This is a genomic window from Asaia sp. W19 (assembly GCF_003994335.1).
Taxonomy (GTDB): Bacteria; Pseudomonadota; Alphaproteobacteria; order Acetobacterales; family Acetobacteraceae; genus Asaia.
Genome location: NZ_PNQZ01000015.1, coordinates 29,397 through 47,041, shown reverse-complemented (window position 1 = coordinate 47,041; position 17,645 = coordinate 29,397). Strand labels below are relative to the sequence as shown.

At 57.7% G+C, this 17,645-nt stretch carries 19 protein-coding genes and 1 pseudogene; 6 read left to right on the top strand and 14 right to left on the bottom strand.

Annotation, left to right across the window (positions count from 1 at the left end; genetic code table 11):
* From C0V97_RS03815 to C0V97_RS03765, 11 genes and pseudogenes are all read right to left on the bottom strand, one after another.
* Window positions 1–1,426 (bottom strand): annotated as a pseudogene (locus C0V97_RS03815) (hypothetical protein); the annotation flags it as partial.
* A 14-nt stretch (window positions 1,427–1,440) separates the two neighbouring features.
* Window positions 1,441–2,070, bottom strand: a complete 630-nt coding sequence (locus C0V97_RS03810) for a hypothetical protein (protein WP_127100881.1) — start codon at window positions 2,068–2,070, stop codon at window positions 1,441–1,443.
* Window positions 2,063–3,187, bottom strand: coding sequence for a baseplate J/gp47 family protein (locus C0V97_RS03805; RefSeq protein ID WP_127100879.1), 1,125 nt, complete (start codon window positions 3,185–3,187; stop codon window positions 2,063–2,065). Before C0V97_RS03805 ends, C0V97_RS03810 begins: the two co-directional genes overlap by 8 nt.
* Before the next feature lie 97 nt (window positions 3,188–3,284).
* The gene (locus C0V97_RS03800) at window positions 3,285–3,647 is read right to left on the bottom strand and encodes a phage tail protein (RefSeq protein WP_127100877.1); all 363 of its coding nucleotides are present in this window, start codon (window positions 3,645–3,647) and stop codon (window positions 3,285–3,287) included.
* A complete protein-coding gene (locus C0V97_RS03795; RefSeq protein WP_127100875.1) occupies window positions 3,644–4,303 on the bottom strand; it encodes a phage baseplate assembly protein V in 660 nt (219 codons plus the stop codon). Before C0V97_RS03795 ends, C0V97_RS03800 begins: the two co-directional genes overlap by 4 nt.
* Window positions 4,296–5,468, bottom strand: coding sequence for a hypothetical protein (locus tag C0V97_RS03790; RefSeq protein ID WP_127100873.1), 1,173 nt, complete (start codon window positions 5,466–5,468; stop codon window positions 4,296–4,298). The genes C0V97_RS03795 and C0V97_RS03790 overlap by 8 nt, the downstream gene beginning before the upstream one ends.
* Window positions 5,465–5,671, bottom strand: a complete 207-nt coding sequence (locus tag C0V97_RS03785; RefSeq protein ID WP_127100871.1) for a hypothetical protein — start codon at window positions 5,669–5,671, stop codon at window positions 5,465–5,467. Before C0V97_RS03785 ends, C0V97_RS03790 begins: the two co-directional genes overlap by 4 nt.
* Before the next feature lie 11 nt (window positions 5,672–5,682).
* A complete protein-coding gene (locus C0V97_RS03780) occupies window positions 5,683–6,603 on the bottom strand; it encodes a hypothetical protein (protein WP_127100869.1) in 921 nt (306 codons plus the stop codon).
* Between the two features lie 42 nt (window positions 6,604–6,645).
* Window positions 6,646–7,002, bottom strand: coding sequence for a hypothetical protein (locus C0V97_RS03775; protein WP_127100867.1), 357 nt, complete (start codon window positions 7,000–7,002; stop codon window positions 6,646–6,648).
* A gap of 124 nt (window positions 7,003–7,126) precedes the next feature.
* A complete protein-coding gene (locus C0V97_RS03770) occupies window positions 7,127–7,510 on the bottom strand; it encodes a hypothetical protein (RefSeq protein ID WP_127100865.1) in 384 nt (127 codons plus the stop codon).
* Between the two features lie 510 nt (window positions 7,511–8,020).
* Window positions 8,021–8,470, bottom strand: a complete 450-nt coding sequence (locus C0V97_RS03765; RefSeq protein ID WP_127100863.1) for a Panacea domain-containing protein — start codon at window positions 8,468–8,470, stop codon at window positions 8,021–8,023.
* Between the two features lie 1,115 nt (window positions 8,471–9,585).
* Here C0V97_RS03765 and C0V97_RS03760 point away from each other — a divergent pair.
* The 3 genes from C0V97_RS03760 (at window position 9,586) to C0V97_RS03750 (ending at window position 10,928) form a co-directional block, all read left to right on the top strand.
* Window positions 9,586–9,840: a type II toxin-antitoxin system HicA family toxin gene (locus C0V97_RS03760; protein WP_127100861.1), complete on the top strand. Its 255-nt coding sequence runs from the start codon at window positions 9,586–9,588 to the stop codon at window positions 9,838–9,840.
* Complete coding sequence (locus C0V97_RS03755) at window positions 9,837–10,169, top strand: type II toxin-antitoxin system HicB family antitoxin (RefSeq protein ID WP_127100859.1); 333 nt, start codon at window positions 9,837–9,839, stop codon at window positions 10,167–10,169. The genes C0V97_RS03760 and C0V97_RS03755 overlap by 4 nt, the downstream gene beginning before the upstream one ends.
* A 78-nt stretch (window positions 10,170–10,247) precedes the next feature.
* Window positions 10,248–10,928 (top strand): DUF4145 domain-containing protein, encoded by a 681-nt coding sequence (locus C0V97_RS03750; RefSeq protein WP_127100857.1) that lies wholly within the window; start codon window positions 10,248–10,250, stop codon window positions 10,926–10,928.
* Window positions 10,929–11,010: 82 nt separating this feature from the next.
* Here C0V97_RS03750 and C0V97_RS03745 read toward each other — a convergent pair whose 3' ends face one another.
* Entirely contained in the window at window positions 11,011–13,155 is a 2,145-nt protein-coding gene (locus C0V97_RS03745) for a hypothetical protein (RefSeq protein WP_127100855.1), read from the bottom strand.
* 70 nt (window positions 13,156–13,225) lie between these two features.
* Between C0V97_RS03745 and C0V97_RS03740 the strand changes: the two genes are divergently transcribed.
* Window positions 13,226–13,510 carry a hypothetical protein gene (locus C0V97_RS03740; RefSeq protein WP_127100853.1) on the top strand — a complete coding sequence of 95 codons (285 nt, stop codon included), beginning with the start codon at window positions 13,226–13,228 and terminating at the stop codon, window positions 13,508–13,510.
* A gap of 442 nt (window positions 13,511–13,952) precedes the next feature.
* A complete protein-coding gene (locus C0V97_RS03735; RefSeq protein WP_127100851.1) occupies window positions 13,953–15,380 on the top strand; it encodes a Hint domain-containing protein in 1,428 nt (475 codons plus the stop codon).
* Window positions 15,381–15,607: 227 nt separating this feature from the next.
* Here the strand turns inward: C0V97_RS03735 and C0V97_RS03730 are convergent, their stop codons facing one another.
* Together C0V97_RS03730 and C0V97_RS03725 are read right to left on the bottom strand one after the other, a co-directional pair.
* Entirely contained in the window at window positions 15,608–16,471 is an 864-nt protein-coding gene (locus tag C0V97_RS03730) for a phage antirepressor N-terminal domain-containing protein (protein ID WP_127100849.1), read from the bottom strand.
* On the bottom strand, window positions 16,468–16,737 hold the full coding sequence (locus C0V97_RS03725; RefSeq protein ID WP_127100847.1) for a hypothetical protein: 270 nt from the start codon (window positions 16,735–16,737) through the stop codon (window positions 16,468–16,470). Before C0V97_RS03725 ends, C0V97_RS03730 begins: the two co-directional genes overlap by 4 nt.
* A gap of 339 nt (window positions 16,738–17,076) precedes the next feature.
* Here C0V97_RS03725 and C0V97_RS03720 point away from each other — a divergent pair, with 339 nt between their 5' ends.
* Window positions 17,077–17,637 (top strand): Arc family DNA-binding protein, encoded by a 561-nt coding sequence (locus C0V97_RS03720; protein ID WP_127100845.1) that lies wholly within the window; start codon window positions 17,077–17,079, stop codon window positions 17,635–17,637.
* Window positions 17,638–17,645: the final 8 nt, after the last annotated feature.

The following is a 17,645-nucleotide window of genomic DNA, read 5'->3' as shown; positions in this document are numbered from 1 at the left end:
GGGCTGCTTGCTGGTTCGCATGAGCGCCGCCGCCTCCGCCCCAGCCGCCCGCGTTCCCGCCCGGCTGCGATGTGCTGCCATTATAGCCAGTGATACCGGCCCCACCCGCACCCATAGGGCTGTTGCTACCAGGGGGAGCAGCGGCTGTTCCCAGTACAGCGACACCGGGCAAACCGCCCGCTGCAGCAACCGCGTAAACGATATTCGGGCCGCTCGGCGGTCCATTGCCAGGGCATCCCGGAATTGACGACGCAGCGCTGGAGGATGTTTGTGTTCCGGCATAGCCGCCAAGCCCACCGGGGCATGAGAGCGCAGCAAACGAGCCAAACGGGCCGAATGTGGTGGCGCCTCCGGTCCCGCCCGCCTTGCCAGTCACACCAACGCCACCAACGCCGATGCTGATCGGGATCTGCTGACCAGGAGTGACGGGGAAGATCGCCTCTACATAGGCACCCGCGCCACCGCTTGAAGCGCAGGAAGATCCATTGCCGCCGGTGTTATCAGCGCTCCCCCCAGCCGCCCCGCCCGCCGCCTGGAGGCGAACACGAATTTTATAGACGCCAGCCGGGACTGTGTAAGTCTGGGACGATGTAATGACGGTCGTATTGAGATAACGACCGGGGTTAAATTGTGCCGCATACGTCTCGGTCGCCAGTCCTGCGAACAGATTGACCCACGACGCGCCAGACTCACCGGGTGTGATCAGGTTGTTGTCGGCGGTGGATACCCAGAAGAGGCCGGTGGTGGTGGGGTCGGCGACGATCGTTTTGGAGGGGTAGCCGCCGAATGCGGCGGCCAGAGCAGCATTGAATGGCGCGACGATCCTCATAGCGAGCCGGCGAAGGCTCGGATAAAGCGGCGCACCAGACGCGGCCGAGATCATCGCCGATGTAATCGCTGTCGCACCACTTGGAACGACAATGCTCCAAAGTGGAATGCTTCCGCCAGGGACTGACGCAGCGATTCCTATAGTAACCGCATCAGTACGCACGGTTGGCTGGGTCTGGCCGCTGTTTGACGTGCCGGCAAAGGTCTGCGCCGGGTTGGCGGAGTTATAATACGGCAGGACGGCATTTGCCGTGTCGGTCGTACCCGGTGTTCCATAAACGACATACGTCGCGCCCGCTCCGGGAATGGCAATATTTACCGGGTCAGCCAGAATGTACTGGCGCGGCAGTGCACTTGCTGAGGCAGGCAGCACTCCGAAAGCGGTGGCGTCAATCGTACCAGGCTGGGTTATCTGGCCAGGTGAAATCGTAACTGATAACCCGGACCCGGGCGTACAGGCTAAGCCGCTCGCGCCAGTCCCGCTCTCATCATAGAGCGCGCCAGCCAAACGCCCGACGCTGATTTGTGTGAAGCGGGCAGCCTGAAGCTGGTCCTCGACCATCGGAATCTGGCCGGGGTAGATGATCTTCCGATCCATGGGATTTCCTTGTGTCAGGAAGCAGCGTTGCCAACCCAGATTACAACACCGCCCGCCCGGATCTCTTCGATCCCGGTGAGTACGTTTGAGGGTGGTGTGGAAACAGAATTGTCGCTCAGGAGTACGAAGCCCTGGAATGGCGTGAGCCGTGTCCCGTAGCGGAGATCGGAGACAGCGTACCCGTAACCGCCGCCAGCCCCGGGCGTGGCCGCAGAACCATATCCCTTGGTGTCTGCTGCATTCCGGGGCTCGACAACGCGCCAGCCTACTTCCCAATTGGCCGCAAGCGCACGCTCAAGAGACTGCCTGGTGCCCAAAGTAGGGAAGAGGGCGGCTTTTATGCGGGCGCGATAATCGTCGTCGCTCTCGCCTGTATAGCGGGGAAGCGCCTCGCCGAAGAAGTCCTCGGCGTAGATGTCAAGCATTCCGCCAGTCGCGGTCGCAAGGCGTTGCTGATCGTAGGCGCCCTGAAGTTGCCCCCAGACCCAAGAAAACACCGAAGCGATACCCTGCAACATGCCGTTGAGGACCGGCGCTTGTTCGGCTTCGGCCTCGCTGGGCGCGCCGGGGAACCACCCCGCTGGAAGCAGCGCCCGCAGCCTACTTGCGAACTGTCCTTGCGACACATTGCCCGGTCTAGCCATAGGTCACCGATCCGGCGCGGATGGCCACGCCCGTTTCCCCAGGAATGTCGGAGGTGCCGCCGTTGAGCAGCAAGTTCGAGATGGAAACGACAGATGACGAGGCGCCGTAGGCAAGAACGCTCAGGCGCGAGTAAACTGCGCCTTGCCCGATATCCAGGGCATTAAAGTATCCGCTGATCGCAGCGGTTATCAGCGCTTGCACCGACGATGCATTGCTGTTCGGTGCCAGGGTCAGTGTCATACTCACGGTGGGGGTCGAGACCGAAGGCCTGACGACCTGTATTGAGACAGGCGAGGCGCGGTACTCGTTCGCGACCGCATAAGCCTGCGCAATCAAAGCGTCTGAAACGGCACCGGACCCATCATCCACGTACAGAACGATGTTGCCGGGCAGAAAATTGCCTGCTGTGTCAGCGTTCTCAACGCCTTGCACCATGATGTTGGTGGCAATCGCCTCGACCGCCCCCTCGATCGCCGCAAGCGTGGCGCGGTTCAGGGAATTGAGCCATGTCACAAACCCCGCACGCACTGCGGCGTCGGTTTGCCCGTCACCGCCATTCGTAAGGGCGGCTGGGTTCGTAACGGTATCAATGCCGGAAACGGCTGTTCCGAGAAGGCAAATAGCACCTGCGGAAGCATTGCCTGCCGTACCGGTCTGCGTGCACTGCACGGGCAGCGCCAGGGATTGAACGCCAGCAGGGCGAATGTAGCCGTTGGCGGCATTGTTCCAGGCGGCATTCGTGCTGTCTGCAACGACCGCGTAGCTGATGTTGGAGATCGTCAGCACGAGCGCACCAACTGGGATCGTAGCGGAGGCCGTCGCAGGCGAAAACGACGAGAACAGGATATTGCCCGTTGCGGCAACGCCGGGCTCGCGTGTCAGGCCAAAATCGGCAATGAAGCTGTCAACGTCTTCGCCTTCAGACGTAGAGAGACGGTTGCGGGTGAGGATCTGTAGGGCGACGGATTGCAGCCACAGCCCCATGCCCGATACTGATTCCAGGATCGCGCGGCCGGGCGTTCCGACTGACAGATCGAGCAGCGACGATGCCGCGCCCTGCGCCGCTGTGACAGCCGTCGAAACGGTCGTCGTGAATGAGCGAAGCGAGAGCGCCATCAAAGCCTCAGAAACAAAAAAGGCGCCCCGAAGGACGCCTCCTGGCCAGCCAGGGCCATGATTGCCGAAAATCTCATATCATGTGGCTATGTACAAGCTAATTCGTGACCTGAAGCGCCTGCACGGACTGCGTTTCCAGGTCCACATACTGGATATTGCAGATATAAACGCCGACGCTCGGGTTATCGACCGTAACACGGATTGGCTGGGTCTGATCGACAGCCGCTTCCTGTGCCATCTGTTCAGCAACAAGCGCCTGTATCTCGCCGAGATTAGCGGGTGAACCGATCTTTGACGGCAAGCCCGCGCCGTAATTCGGCTGCCATATATAATCGCCAGGATTGGTGCATAGCCGTCTTATAATGGCTTGCCTGGTCTGATCCGCGCCGCTGACCGTAGCGAGACCACCGGCAGTATCGAGGTTCAGATCACCACCGCAGAAATGTGAGATAGCCTTCATGCAACAGGCGCTCCCGTATTGCCGCCGTTATTGCCGTTCGTATGGATATGGGACTTGCCGCTGATGCCGCCAGCCAGCACGTCTCGATCCGATGTGACCGTGCCCCCTGTGATGGACAGGCCTGAAGGCCCGAGCGTCATCGTCACGCTCCCCATTCGCCAGACCAGCCCCGCATTCGTCATCGTTTCGGTCGTTTGCCCGGTGCCGGAATAGAGGCCTTGCGGCGTCATATGCCACCAGGGTGCGTTTTGCGTTGCGGCCCCTGCAGCCTGAGAACCTGAACCGGTTTGCGCGCCAGACGGCGGCGCGCCGCATCCGGCCATGATCAACAATTCACCGGCCTGGGCTGGCTTGCCTGTCTGCGGTGAAACAGGGGGCGTGACGGCCGTATCGTATTGAAAGGCGTTGATCTGCATATGCTCGGCATCGCCCTCGATCGGGATGAGCAGGACATGCTCTCCAATATTCGGCAGACGAGCAATCCGGATATCACCGGCAGCCAAGGCAGCGACTGGCAGCCAGCCGCTCTCGATCCCCTCCGGTTGCACAAGCACCTTGGCGGCGTGGTTCACCGGGTCGATCGAGGCGATGATGCCATGCACGGTCTTGGCAATCATGCCGCTCGCAGCGGCGGCAATCTGTCTTGCGTCATGCATCGTCAGCAGCCTCGTCCTGTGTCACATCGCGATTTCGCAGCGTCACATCCTGCTCGAAGCCGCCCTCCCATGAGAACGTGCTCGAAACAGCGTCAACCGTGTAGCTCTGGCCATCCCATGTCGAGTTGGTGCCGGACAGAGTGAAGAAATCACGCGGCTGAAGCGAAATGCGCCCAGGGATCGTCATATGGACTTCGCGCCCGTGAGCCACGATCTCATCGTATTTCTGCTTGGCCGTGTTCTGCACGTCCTGCATCGAGCGGCCCGGCACCTTGAAGGAGTGCAGCGTGCCAGCATTCGCAGCTTTCTTCGGCGACCCGCCTTCCGCTGACCAGTAAAACTCGAACTTGGCCCTCTGCCGACTGTCCCAGGACATGACATGCACGACCACGCCCTTGGCGATCTGGTAGTCACGCTTGAAGCTCAATGACAGGGCGTTGGAGACGATCGCCTTGTCCGGCCCGGAATCCTGATATTTCAGCGTATGTGTCGTCGCCGAACCGTCATTGCTGGTCGGATAGGGCTTGCAGATGATTATCTTGCCTGAAGCATACAGGTCGCACCCCGCCGAATTGGCGATATACCGGGCCAGATCGAACGCCGTCTGAAAGCGGCCATGTGCGCTGTGTGACAGACGCTTGTGTTCGATCTGCCAGTATTGTCCGGTCATGCTGGCGGGAAAGGAGACCTGAGGCGTGAGGCCAGCAGCCGAGATCAGCGTCGTCATGAGTTCGGCTCCGGTCTTGTTCAGCCACGCATCCTGCACGCGCAGGTCGAGCAGTTTCGCGAGGTAATCCCGGCACTCGACGACAAGGGCGGTACCGGTCGGGGTCCACTCGACGTGATCCATGAGGCCCTGGAAAACCGTCACCCATTGCGCGCCGGCCGTGGCCTCGTCCCGCATCTGGATTTGCACATCGGTATCGGCGGTCGCAGTGCCGGATGTGACTGCCTGATCAAACCAGTAATTGCCGGTGATCTTCGCAAGCGCCGCACGATCAACCGCAAGGTTGATTTCTGCCGTGTCGGCCCGGCTGTACCGCGTTCGCGAAAGTGCGAACCGCTCGAGGCGCGTTTCCGGGACGGCGCGGCCATTGACCAGAATTTGCGCCCTGGGCTTGCGGGCCATCCTGCGCCCTGCGGAAACGGTGATCGTCTCACTCATGAAGCAAGCCCTGGCACACCGCTATTCTGCGTCGGATCGATGTTGGGTAGCTGCAGGGATACAGGTGAGAGGAGCCATGTGAGGTCGGGATCAGTCATCCCGTTCAGCTGGGCGATGCGCCACCATTGCGTGGCATCATTCAGCCGGCTGGCCGCCACATGGTAGAGCGACACATCGGCCGCCGTGACCTGGATTGTCTGCATGGTGCGCCCGATCAGCCATGAACGGCGGGAGAGGGAATGGCCGCATTTGTCGCGGTTGCTGCGTTGATCGCGGCCCGATTGACGGCGCCGCCCGCATCAACGGCCGTGCTGGCCAGCTGTGCGTTCTGCGAAAGGGCGGTAAGAGAGGCAGAATTGTTGAGGGTGATCCCCTCAATGTTCTGTCCGGTCTGTGTGACCAGATCCATCAGGCCGCTTTCAGCAGATTGCAGCCCACCAATCACGGATGAGGCGGCACTCGGCAGGGCTGACAGGTTCGTTCCGGCCGTGGCCGCGCCTCGTACAATTTGCAGCTTGTCAGACACCTGAGCCAACGCGCCGCCAGCGCCGATCAGATTGGCGATAGGGGCAACCTGGCCGACGACTGTCTGCACCTGCCCTGCAAAGTTTGAGACGCTCTGGGAAATCGTGCCGACCGTGCTGGTGATAGAGGTCAAGGCGCTCGTTGCGTCGTCTCCAATCAGATGCGAAAGTGCGGAGGTGGAAACGGTATTCGTGTTCGCCGACTCACCGGGAAGCTCGAGCACGAGGAAATAGCGGCAGATCGCGCCTTTTGCCTCGTAGGTGTAGCGATAGGCCTGCACCCAGACACGCATCGACAAGCCTGCTACCTGCAAGGGCACGAGTTGTCCGTCGCGTCTTATCCTGGCCAAGGCCTCTGCGCGCGTCTGGGCAGAAGGGCCAAGGAAGATACCTTCCATCTCGATTCGGTTGGGGTCATTGCCGCCCAGATCGATCACCCGATCGCCACCCGGTAGGCGATGGATGGTAATTTGCTGCTGGCCGCCGAACGTGACGCCGCTTGGCACTTCCATGCCAGTGAGGGTTAACGAACCAATCCTTACCGGCGCAGTCGCTCCGAGGCGCGACAAGGAACCGAGCATCGTTTCGATGTTCAGAAGCGTGTTCGCCATGATGCGTCCAATAAAAAAGCCGCTCGAAAGCGGCCTGAAAGATTACTGCACCAACTGCCAACGCCTACCGACAGGCGGCGCCGACGAGTTGCTAGGAATGTAGGGGTATCCCGGGATGTTGAGCGCAGGACTTTCGATCATGCGTTGGAGTTCCGGGTCAGACCGCAGATCGAGTGGCTGATACCGTGCACCAAGACCGCCCATACTCCCACCGTCAGGTCCAGCCACCTGTATGCAGTGACCGGCCGCCATGTCGAAAGGCAGCGTGCCATTCGTTGAACTGCCATGCGCCATTTGCTGGCGCACGCACTGGGCGTCGGTCGTACCCGGAAGGCGACCCAGGCCAGCACAGCCGGAGAGAAGCGCCGCAAGTGCTAGAGGGGGAAGGTATCTCAGCATTGAACTTGCCTGTCATTCAGAGAGGCCCGATTGTCCGGGCGGCCTGCATTTGGCGATGGGCGCAGGTCTTTCACGAACCACACATCCCTATCCCATATGGCCATGCAGTACAAGGAAATCAGGATCAGAACGCACTCTCACCTGCCTCGACAGCCATGAGGTGCTTGTCCCAGCTTTCCTCCGAGGGAGGTCGGAAGCCGCCCGGCGCCACACCGTAACGGCCATCCAGATACGCTTTGATCTGTTCACGCGAGGGGATGACCATGGGCCAGTGCTGCGAGGCGGCGACGTTGGTCGCATAGCCATCCTGCCATACATCGAGCATCCGCAGCCCGCTCGCCGTCATCGGGCCTGAGGCACATTTCGCTGCGATCTCGGTAAAAGGCGTTGAGCCGAGCATACGATTCACGCACCGCGCATCGGTCTCGCCAGGGCTTTTGCTATGGAAGTAGCAGCCGCTGAGGAGGGGGAATGTCGCCAGAAGCAACAGAGCACGGGGGGATTTCATGGGGGAGATTCTGGCGCTGGGGCAGGGGCTATGTCAACGACATTGCCTATCCCCCAAGGCGAACCATGGGGGCGTCAGTCTGGCATCAGACCAGATCACGGTAGGGAGTTTGACCAAACGGGGCAAGGAGAAGGGTGTCAGTGGGGCTTATCGTCAGAGCCTGACTGTACCCGAGTAAGGCGCTTCGCCAGTGCGCTTAACAATATGGCTACCTCCTCACATCCGCACATTCTCGCAACCACGATCAGCACGCATATGAGAATCACTGCGATGATGCAAAAAGCGATGATGGAGCCGTCAACTTGCCGATAGATGAGCGGTAGGCTGAGGACTGCCATTCCGCCTATCCAACCAAATCGTTCCCGTTTCCGGTCTGCTCTCTCCTTTTCTAGAACCTGCTCTAATTCTGCCGATGTATCGGCAAGCTTCAGAGTGGGCTTTCCTTGGCCCACTCCCAGCATTGCTTCTGTTTTCGAATTAGGGGCCGGCTGTTTCGTCAAGTTTTCAGCTCTATGTGGCATTCGCCCGCGCGCGATACTCTTCAAGGATGTCTGCGTCGTCTATAACGCTGCCCCGAAGCTCAGGGGTGTAATGCCTCGCCCAAGCGCCATTCTCCCAGTGGGTAATCGAAACCAATTCAGAGGCGGTCTTATTTCTAAGTGCCGCTACGCACTGGTCGATAGTATCGGCCTCGCTAGTTCCCGAAATATCTGCAACCGCGCCGAAGACATCTTGGATCGGTCTGCGGCCAAATAGAGAAACACAACGGTAAACGTTTGGCTGAACAGGACCGTAGTCCCAAGCCTCGAATGAGCCGTTGATAAGCTGTTGCCCATTATGCTCGCCCATATGCATCATATGAGCGAGGTAAAGGATTTTCTGCAGTTGCAGATTGGTAAACGTCCAGTCGCTCTGTTCGCAAACTCTGCGTGCGGCGGACAATACGCTTACTGCCATCATACACCCCCCTTCACGCGGGGATTATGGTTGAACACGTAGGACATGCTCTTTCCTCCGGCTAGGGTTCAAACATGATCAGCGTTCGCACAAACGCGAACACACCTCGTATGTCGAGGGCCGCGTCGCTTGTTTCCGATCTATCGCTGATATGGGCGTATGTTTCCATTTTGGCAAATGAATTCACTGATTCGAATTGGACAAAATAGCAACATCGTTGGAAATGCAGGTTTTCACGCGGCTAACGGAACTCCTGCGCCCCGCCTGCCTTGAGTCATCTCACCTCTGGAAAACGACGATGACAAACAAGCCGAACCCAGCCAAGCCGGGGAGCGACGAGCCGTTTGAGCCGTATCCCGACACGAGCCCGCAGCAGGACGACGCGCCTGAGCACCCGGATCATCCAGAGGACGGAGGAAAGCCCGCATGACCTCGAAACCGACGCCGACATACGATCCCAGCCATCCAGCACCCGAGCCGGGCGAGAACGCGCCACTGCCGGACGCGCCCGAAAACCCGACAAACTAAGAGCATGGCCTGAACCCTCCGAATGGTGGGTGCAAGTAGCAGTGGCGAGGTTAACTACGCGCTTGAAGCGGCGAGGCTACCGAGTGAACGGCAGATTGATACGCACTAGCTATAGTGGATAACGAACGAGAAAATCGTCACTTTCAGGATCGTCAAAGTAAAGCTGATCATGATCTGCGCCTTGAGCACTCTTGGCATTGGGCAAGATTACCCAGTGATGTACAGAACTTCTCTCTAGCCTCTTCGCCCACGCCTAGCACCATCACAAATATGATACACAAGAGCCCTGAGATGCTTGTGCTGGATTTCGTACGGCAGAGTATGAACGGTGCATGGTGCAGAAACGCAAGCTGGTGCGATCGCGCCACTCTGAGACGCGGTCGAGAACCAGACGAACTGAGCCAGGACGCAAAACGCCCCCGCGGATGACACGGGGGCGAATGTCTACCACAGACGCCTCACAATAGCGTGAGGAACGGGGCAGGGCAACCGTTGCGCGAGGGCAGGGCTCTTCGCGTCCACCCGTCTAGAGGCATAGATCCCAAATTATCTGCTTGGATATAGTACCGTATTTTGGTATCACTTCAGGTATGAAAGCCAAGCATCGCCGCACCCTCGAGCTGATCTTCAGGCGCCCGGTTTCGGGAAACGTCGCATGGAGTGAAATCGAGGCTCTGTTCGTCGTGCTGGGTGCCGAGATTTCCGAACGGGAAGGCTCTCGTATCGGTGTGTTCCTGTTTGGGGAAATCCGGGTCTTCCACCGTCCGCACCCCAAGCCGGACACCGACAAAGGGGCCGTCGCATCGGTGCGGAAGTGGCTCGAAGCAAACGGAGTAACGCCATGAACAACACGATGACCATCGGCGGCCATCAGGCCGTCATTCAGTTTGACCCTGAGATCGGCATGTTCCGCGGCGAGTTCGTCGGGCTGAACGGCGGTGCGGACTTCTATTCCGACAGTGTTGCGGGGCTTGCAGTTGAGGGTGAAGCGTCTCTCCGCGTATTCCTTGAGATGTGTGCAGAAAAGGGGATCGAGCCGGTGCGGCGTTATTCCGGAAAGTTTCAGGTGCGCGTGCCGGAGGGTGTTCATGCGCAGGCCGTGACTGCGGCCGCGGCTCGTGGGGTCAGTCTGAACCAGTTTGTGCAGGATGCGATCGAGCAGGCGGCACGGTGAGCGGCGAGAGCGTCTGAACCAAAGCGGAAAAACGATCAAAGGCCGATTTCTAACGCTGCGTAGGAGCTTGAAACCATCATGACTGTTGAAACTATCGTCGAGGGGAATTGTCCGAAATGCGGGGTCGGTACGAGAGCGACGATTAAAGCGCATTATCGCGAGAGATGGGATGACGACACGCTTTGGACGACTACCGACTGGAACATCCTAAAGTGTAATGGATGCTCGGACCAAACATACGTGCAGAAGATCTTCCACTTCTCCGAGGATGAGACTGAGGTGCAGCGCGCAGATGATGGCGAGCTATATGATTATCCCATCCCTCATATCGAATATTTTCCTGAGCGGGAAAGATACCCTCTGCCATCCTATATTAACGCTATCCGTTCTGATCACCCGGACGCTGTAGATCTAATTGAGGAAATTTACATGGCCTTCAACATGGGTATGTGTAGATCAGCTTCGGTGCTCATACGGACATTGTTCGACTATTGCGCTCTCAAAACCTCTACTCCGAAAGACACCTCCTTCAAGAAGAAAATCGAGCAGATGTCGGCATCGTTAGGTTTGAACGAACACGAAAAAGACACTATCGCCACGCTGGTCGACGCCGGTAACGCCACCGCGCACCGTGGGTGGCAGCCAACGTTGGGCGACATTGATGCGCTATTGCAGGTGATCAATCCCATCGTGGTGAGATGTCTAACGCAAGCCCCGTGCCTCGATAATCTCAAGGCCCGGATTCCAGCCAGAAAGTGAGAACGACTTATCGCAGTCGAGGCCTGATCTACGTGAGGGGAGTCAGATTTTCCAACTTGGTAACAAGCTGAGCGTACCCCCCTCAATACCCCACACTCATCCCCGGCACCTGGGCATTCGCCAGCCCGTCGAACGCCCCGGACTGAGCCCGGTTGGCGCGCCGAGCATCGTCCAGATTGATCTGCAGCATCGCTCGCCCGAGTTCGCGTTTGTCGAGGGTGAGGGGCACTGTGAGGTGAAGCGTCTGGCTCTGGGTGCGCTGCTCCGTTCCATATCCTGAATGCGTTGCGCCGTTCGATGTCCGATCGCTACGGCGCGTTGACCCGGCGTTCTCAGGAAAGACCCGCGCCGCATTCAGGCGGTCGATGATTGGAACATTCTCGTTTGAGACTTGGCGCGGGCCGGGCTTCGTTGGTGTGTAGCCGTCTATCCCTAGCTGGCGGTTAAGTTCATCTCTACCAAATTGAGCGTGATACTCGGGGTCGGCTTCGCGCCATAGCGGCCTTCGCGCGCGGTGGTGCTGCATCCATTTGAATGGATTGAAATCAGAAAGCTCGTAAGGGGCGTCGAAATACTTCGGCGCCTGCATCTCAGGATGCGCCTTGAGTTGTGCGGCGTGGTCGGCTTTGAGTTGGTCCTGATTTTTCCAAAGCATGGCAATGCCGACGAGTCCGACCAGTGCGGTAGAGACCGCGGTGATGCCTGCGGCGGCGGCAATCAAGCTCCCGCCCGCAGCCACGGCGCCCAATGCTCCCAAGCCAGTCGCAACCATCCCTAATGACGCGACGCCAACAGCGATCGTTCCCCCGACAACGGCTACAGCTCCTATCGCCGCAGCAAGTCTTATAATCATTCGCGTTGCCTCAGGCGATTTTGCAGCCGCCTGAGTGAGCGTATCAAGCCCATGACTGATGCTTTGCAGGAGGTGCGCGCCATCTTGTGCTGCGGGCAGCCCCAGGGTTTCCATAAGGGATGCCCATGAGTGGCGCATGTTCTCAAGCTGCTGGGTGTAGTTCTGCTGCGCGAGATCGTATGCACCAATTCCTGTCGCTTGCTGGCGCAGGGTCGCGTCACGTTCGACGCTGGTGATCTGCTGCACCATCAGTGCTGAGAACCTCCGCGCCGTCTCTGTTGGCAGCGCCTCTAGAATCTCCCTCCTGACAAAAGCGTCGTAGGTCTCAGTATTGCCCGGGCGGGTGGCGATGTTCGTGTCGTAGTCATGACGTATGGCGGGCGCGAGAACGTCCCTGATCCACGGGAAAAATCCGCGGTTCGGGTCATTCAACTCGTCTGCGCCTTTGACGCCGTCACGCCGGACAGTGACGACCCCTCCACGGCCTACATGGTAGCCATGCGCTTTGAGGTCGGCCCGCTGTTCCGGGGTCAAATAACCCATTTTCTTGATCGAGCCACCGCTTAAGATACCGAGCCGTTCCAACTCCCGTGCATTGTGATCAGGCATGATGCCGCCATAAAAAACACGCGACATCGCGGTTACGGCTGTGCCTGCTCGATAGCCGCGCATTTCCATTGCGGGCGTCATCATCATATTCCAGAAGGCGTCAGGCGTCATACCACGCGCCGTAACTGCTCCCATCTGCATGACATTTAGCAGGTCTTGCGGCTTGAGGTTTCCGCCCGACGCCTGGAGGGTACGCAACGAAGCGTCGAGATATTGCGCAAAGCGCGCCTCGTCGAAGTTTCCTTTATCATCGTAGCGCGCGCCGCCCTGCATCTCGATCGTACGGAATATCTCTTGCGATCCATGCTCACCATAGAGACTGCGAACGCGCAGGTAGTTTGGAAGGACGGCGTTGACCTCGCGGTAATCGTTGCCGTTTGGACCTGTGCCCACGATGCCACGCAGTTCGCGAATGGCATTCACGCGGTCAACGATGTCCGGGCCACGCACCTGGTTCATCGAGTTGTAGGCAACCGCCGTTTCCTGTGCGATCTGCTTCTGGGTCATGCCCGCCTGAAGCATGGCAGTCTGGGCGCGCTGTAGCTTGGCTCCTGCCTCGGCCATTGAATTGACGCCGTGCAAAATTGCCGAGCCGCCAAGAACTCCCACTAGCCCAACTGCGGCAAGCTTCGCGCGGTTCAGCCCGCGCTCGAGATCCTTCGCCGCCATGTTGAGGCCAAGCACTTTTGATGCCAGCGTCTGCAGTACTTGCGTGGCATTGTCGGTCATGCCGATCGCGACACCGATGCGATAGACGTCAGCCATATGCTATACTCCTGTCATGCGCCCATCCCGTGAAGAAACAGACGACGAATTCGATGATGGTGGAACGCCCATGTGGCGTCAGATGCAGGCCGACATGGCCGCCGAAATGCCGCAGCTACCGACCCGCAAGCGGAAGGTGGCGTCTATACGAAAGCCAACAGGTCAGGTGAGGCAGGTCGTTATTGCTGTGCCGAAGCAGAGGCACATTCCGAGAGGCAGAGACCCGAACGAAGCGTTCGTAAGGATATTGCTGCTTATCCTGTTCGGACCGTTTATTTTCCTGTTCTTCGCTACGCTCGCGGTGATCGGCTACATCATGATCAACGACGCGATAACCTCGTGGCTTGGGTTCTAGGAACCGTCAGGGCTCCAAAACGAAAAAAGCCCCCAAGGCGAACCATGGGGGCGTATACCTATCAAGGATGCCTCACCTTCGCGTGACCGCAGCCAGGCTTCGCCCGACTTTCAGGCGCTTCCTGAACGTCTGCATCGCACTTTCTTGCAGCGACCTGTCCTAGGCGTCCAACGCAGTTTGTGGAATTTTCAAGGAAAAACAGTTGGTTAGCAGGATCGGCAGGCTCGGAGATCTTCGCTCGCGAGAAAGAACCAACGCGTGTCGTCTGTACGGCGAGAGCCGCTTCAAGTTTCTTAAGAACAAATTTTATCGGAATTAACAAAGTATAGGATAAGAAAAACCAGTTACGACCCCACGCTCATCTGATGATAGAGCCGTGATCTCGATAAGGTGTCCCTGCGCAGAAACATTAATAAAAATATGCCGGAAGCGAGAACTCAAAATGCCGAACCAGATATTTTCTGATGGTGTCTATACACTCTCTGGTACCTATTTCACCGTGAGTGGTGGAAGTGCTCAGATAAAGCAAGGAGACCCGGAAAATATCGTTTCTGCAACGGTAAATGGGTGGTCTCTGACCTTCGCGAGTAAGAATGCCCCGGGGGTCACAGTGCGTTGGGACTACGACTATTCCTGGGGAAATCCCGATATTGGAATAATCATCTTAGGAGATACACACGGAGCGTATCATGTGCTCGTGATGGGCGATCAGGTCGTCGATTGGAACGCCTTGAGCATTCAGTACACTGGTCAAGGAGCAAGTACCGGTAGTCAAAACTACTTCACGCTTTCATACGGTGGAAAGCAATATAGTCTGACACAGGACGGTACCGGGACTGCACCGATTTCATTTACCCCCTGTTACCTGCGCGGCTCGATGGTGCGAACGGACCGCGGTCTTATCGACGTAGCGGAGCTGAAGCCTGGCACGTCCGTATTGGTCAAATCGGGAGAGCTAGAAATTGCTTCGCCGGTGATCTGGGTGGGTATGTCCATGGTGCGTGTCAGGGAACACGCGCCAACGGACATGTCAGGCTTTCCAATCGTCATCAGCCAAAATGCGCTGGGCGCAGGAATACCTTTCAAGGACATGAGGATTACCGCTGAGCACTGCATATACCTCAAGGGACACTTTATCCCGGCACGCATGTTAGTAAACGGTAATTCCATATTTTACGATAAGAGCGAAATATCCTTCCCTGTTTATCATTTCATGACCTCGAGGCATGGCATAGTCTCAGTTGACGGTGTGTGGAGTGAAACCTATTTGCCGGATGATAAAAACGTCTGGAAATTTCATGAGCAGCATGGCGGCTCACCGGTCGTAGCTCCCGCTCAGGGTTGGGAAACCGATGCTGCTGCTCCACTATGTTGTGAGCGTGCTTTCGTTGAGCCTATCTGGCGAGAGTTGAATGCTATTGCTGGGGCGCCTCCGATGAACTTGAAGACCCCGGTTACATCTATCTCTGAAGAACCAGATTTGAGATTATCAACCAAAAATACGACGATCGAGCCGAGTGAACGGCATGGCCATGAGTATGTCTTCCGAGTGCCGGCAGGAGAACAGGTGTGGATCGACAGCCGCCGCTCGAGGCCATGTGACGTTGTAGGACCTTTTCTGGATGATCGACGAGATCTCGGTGTCCTGGTCTCAGGTATACGGGTCTCGGATCCAGCAACAAACTCCATCACTGAACTTGATTTCCTAGAAGAAGGGTTGGACGGATGGCACCTCTCTGACAACGCAGGCCTAAGATGGACTAACGGCCACGCAGTTTTACCTCTTGCGCGCAGCACCTCAGCTGACTGGCTTGACATTCGAATTTCCGTCGCAGCGACCGTGGCTTACCAGAATTTGTCTCGAAACTGAGCAGATCCAGTATCGGCATCGCAATGATCGCTACCAAGGTGGCAGATCAGATTGAGACGTAAGGTCGATGAGAGCGGGGTATACCTGCGTCCCGCAAGCTCGACGCAGGTATGTACGTCAGGCGATTGCAAGGCGCTTTTTTGCGTTGCGTCGCTCCATTCGCGCAGCGGCGCGGTGGAGAAACCTTTACATCCGTTCAAGCAGCGCGCATTCTTCCTCGATTTCGCTCATGACGCTGCCTCCTTCGGGCGGGAGAAAGGGCGCGGTGACAATTCCGTCCGGCCTTTCTTTCCCTTGGGGGCAAGAGTGCCTTGCCCGGTCATCTTGTCCATGTGAGCGCGGATCATCTCTGCGCCCTCAAACTGCATCCAGCGGGGGACGACATCAACGTGGAACAACTTGCGTTCCTTGTCGCGGTTCCATCGGATCGATCCGCCCATGTCGTTGCGCAGGAGCCAATTAACGCAGCGGCGTGACATCTTGCGGATCAGGTCACCGCGGCCCTTTTGCAGCACCCCGGCGTTTTCAACGAAAAAGCGCATGGGGCGATAATCGGTGGTGAAGCCCGCCGATGGGTCATACGCCGTCATCGCGGTTTCAAGTCGCTCGACCAGCGTGGCCAAGCGCGCTTCTTGGGCGTCCATCCGGGCGGTGACCGGCAGCAAAGCGCGATTTATCACGGCTTTCGTGATGCCACCGTGTTCGCTACGGGTAAGATGATCGCCAGCTGCGATCACTTTGCCGAAGAAGTGATTGAACAGGACGCGGGCGCATTCAGTCTGGTAGCGGATGACTGTTGTCCTCACCTCATCCTTGAGGCGGTCGGGATGGATGGTGGCAAGCCAGAAGTTCAGAAGGTCGAGAGAGAGGCAGGTGCCGTCCTGTTCACCACCGTCTGAAGGTATGGCTGTAACAGCCACACCTTTGGAGAGGACGGGATGAGCGTTCAGCTTTTTGCGCTGAAAGCTCCAATCCAGCCCCATACTCTCAACGATGGGCTTCATCGCTACGAGGGTATTTTCAGGCCGGTCGCCCGCAATTGCGACGAGCTTCGCGCCGTGGAAGTCGATGGTGGTGAGAGCGTTGGTCATGCCACGTCTCCTTTACGAAAGCGCTCGAGCAGAACAGCAGATGAAAACCAACCATCACCCTCAAGGATCTCTGCGACCTCCTTATCGAAGTCAGCGGCAGCGTATTTGCCTTCAGCCCTCATCTTGCAGGCCACCACGATCTCGGCGATCACCTGGTTGCGGCGTATGGCTTCCTTGGTAAGCGCCTCATGCGACAGGGAGGCGAGCCAGTCTGCATCCGCCAAAGGCTTTGCGCCATCAGGCGTGTTTGTGCTATCTGCGGTCATCGCAGTGTCCTTTCAGGGGCATTGTTCAGAGGCGACGGGGCTGCTTTCCAGGGCCGGACCCGTCGCCTTTTCTTTTTGCGTAAGAGCCGCGCCAAGCAGCTCATTTATCTCCGCAGTCAGGCTACGCACACTGGCGGCAGCCGATCTACGCAACGCCTCGTACACATCTGGCCTCAGCCTCAATGTCATTCGAGGACATTCTTTGAAGGGGGTAGTGATTTGGACCTCCCATCTCGCGACACCATTGTCGTGTCTTTTCCTCGCACGACACCATACTCGTGTCAACTAGATACGACACGAAAATAGTGCTATCGCCGTCACTGCAGCAGGATCGAGCTTATGAGTGACGAAGACAGATATACCCGGATTACGCTACGTATACCGAAGGCATTAACTGCGCAGTTGAAATCCGGCGCTGATGAGCGGTCGCATTCGATGAATGCCGAGATAATCCGCCGCCTTGAGGAGACGTTCGAGCCTCAGAATTCTTTAGAAGTGTTCCAAAAGTATGCGCCGCAAGTATTCGTAGACGTTGATGACGCAAGATTTAATCTAAAGATGGCCGAGCATTCTCTACAAGCGGCTAAAGAGCATTGCGCGGCAACCCTAGCCTCCGACGAGGCTAGCGATCTTGAGAAAGAATTTGCACGCCTCGATGAACGTCGAGCAGCTAGGCGATACCAGGGGCTACTCGAGCTTTACGAAAAAATTAGGAAAGAAAAATCAGTTCAACTATCTGCAGAATACAAATTTAAAGGCCGGAGCGTGCGCGTTGTGACGCACTCAGTCTTGCCGGACGGTACGTATTTTGTTGAGTGGGAAACGGTTGACGACGGCCCTCACGCCAGCGGTAGGGCCTCTGAGTACACGTTTACTAGTGAGGCGGTCCGTATCGGCTGATCCGCCTG